Here is a 1067-nt window from a genome sequence, read left to right as displayed (position 1 = left end):
CATGCAGTGCCGGTCCACCGTCCGGAACCGGAACAGCAGCGGGCACTGCATGAAGTCGTTGGCACGCGACGGGGACAGGGCCGGCGGTCGCGAGGGCGCGCGCACGGCGGTCGCGGCGTCGGCCGCCTCCGTCGTCGCGTCCGGCACCAGGCCCTGGGTCAGCTCCGTCGTCGTCATGCCCCAACCCTAGGGGCGGCCACCGACATCCCCCGGGAGTTGTCCACAGCGTGCCGTCACCCGCACGTCCCGCGGCCGGTTAGGTTTGTCCGGTGACCACCTCGGAGCCCGCCTCCACGCCCGCACCCGCCCCGGAACGTTCGAAGGGGTTCGTCATCGGACGCGTCGCCGGCGCACCCGTGATCGTCACGCGGTCCTGGTTCCTCGCGGCCATCGTCCTGACCCTCCTGTTCCTGCCGAACGTGCAGGCGCGCGCACCCCAGCTCGGCGCGGGCGCCTACCTCGTCGCGTTCGTGTTCGTCCTGCTCCTGTTCGCCTCCGTGCTCCTGCACGAGGTCGCGCACGCGCTGGTCGCCCGGGCGCGGGGTCAGAAGGTGACCGAGCTCGCGATCACCATCTGGGGTGGCCACACCGCCTACACCGGCGGCCTCGGCCGGCCGCTCGACGGTTTCCTCGTCGCCGTCGTCGGGCCGCTGACCAACCTGGCGCTCGCGGCCGGGTTCTGGTTCGCCTTCCAGGCCTCGCCGGTCATGACCGTGCCGGCGCTCCTGCTCTGGGCCGGCGCGTTCTCCAACGCCTTCGTCGGCCTGTTCAACCTGCTGCCGGGCCTGCCGCTGGACGGCGGGCAGATCCTCGAGTCGCTGGTCTGGGCCGTCACCGGCAAGCGCAACAGGGGCACCATCGCGGCCGGCTGGGTGGGCCGCGTCGTCGCCGTCGGTGTGCTGCTCTGGGCTCTGGTGGTGCCGTTGGTGCTGGGCACCAGGCCGGACATCACCACGGTGCTGTGGTCGGCCCTGATCGGCGCGTTCCTCTGGGCGGGGGCGGGCGCGGCCATCACCAACGGCCGCCGGCGCGAGGCCGTCGCGGCGCTGTCCGCGGCGGGGCTCGCG

At 73.5% G+C, this 1067-nt stretch carries 1 protein-coding gene and 1 pseudogene; one reads left to right on the top strand and one right to left on the bottom strand.

Features of this window, described 5'->3' with window-relative positions; all coding sequences use genetic code 11:
- Positions 1–177, bottom strand: a pseudogene (locus tag PROKR_RS37360) (exodeoxyribonuclease V subunit beta); the annotation flags it as partial.
- Positions 178–269: 92 nt separating this feature from the next.
- Here PROKR_RS37360 and PROKR_RS10925 point away from each other — a divergent pair.
- On the top strand, positions 270–1067 hold a 798-nt coding region (locus PROKR_RS10925; protein WP_036963038.1), incomplete at its 3' end, for a site-2 protease family protein.

The sequence above is a fragment of the Promicromonospora kroppenstedtii DSM 19349 genome (genome assembly GCF_000515355.1).
Taxonomy (GTDB): Bacteria; Actinomycetota; Actinomycetes; order Actinomycetales; family Cellulomonadaceae; genus Promicromonospora; species Promicromonospora kroppenstedtii.
The sequence above is the reverse complement of the archived record's forward strand: the minus strand, read 5'-3'. Positions and strand labels throughout refer to the sequence as shown.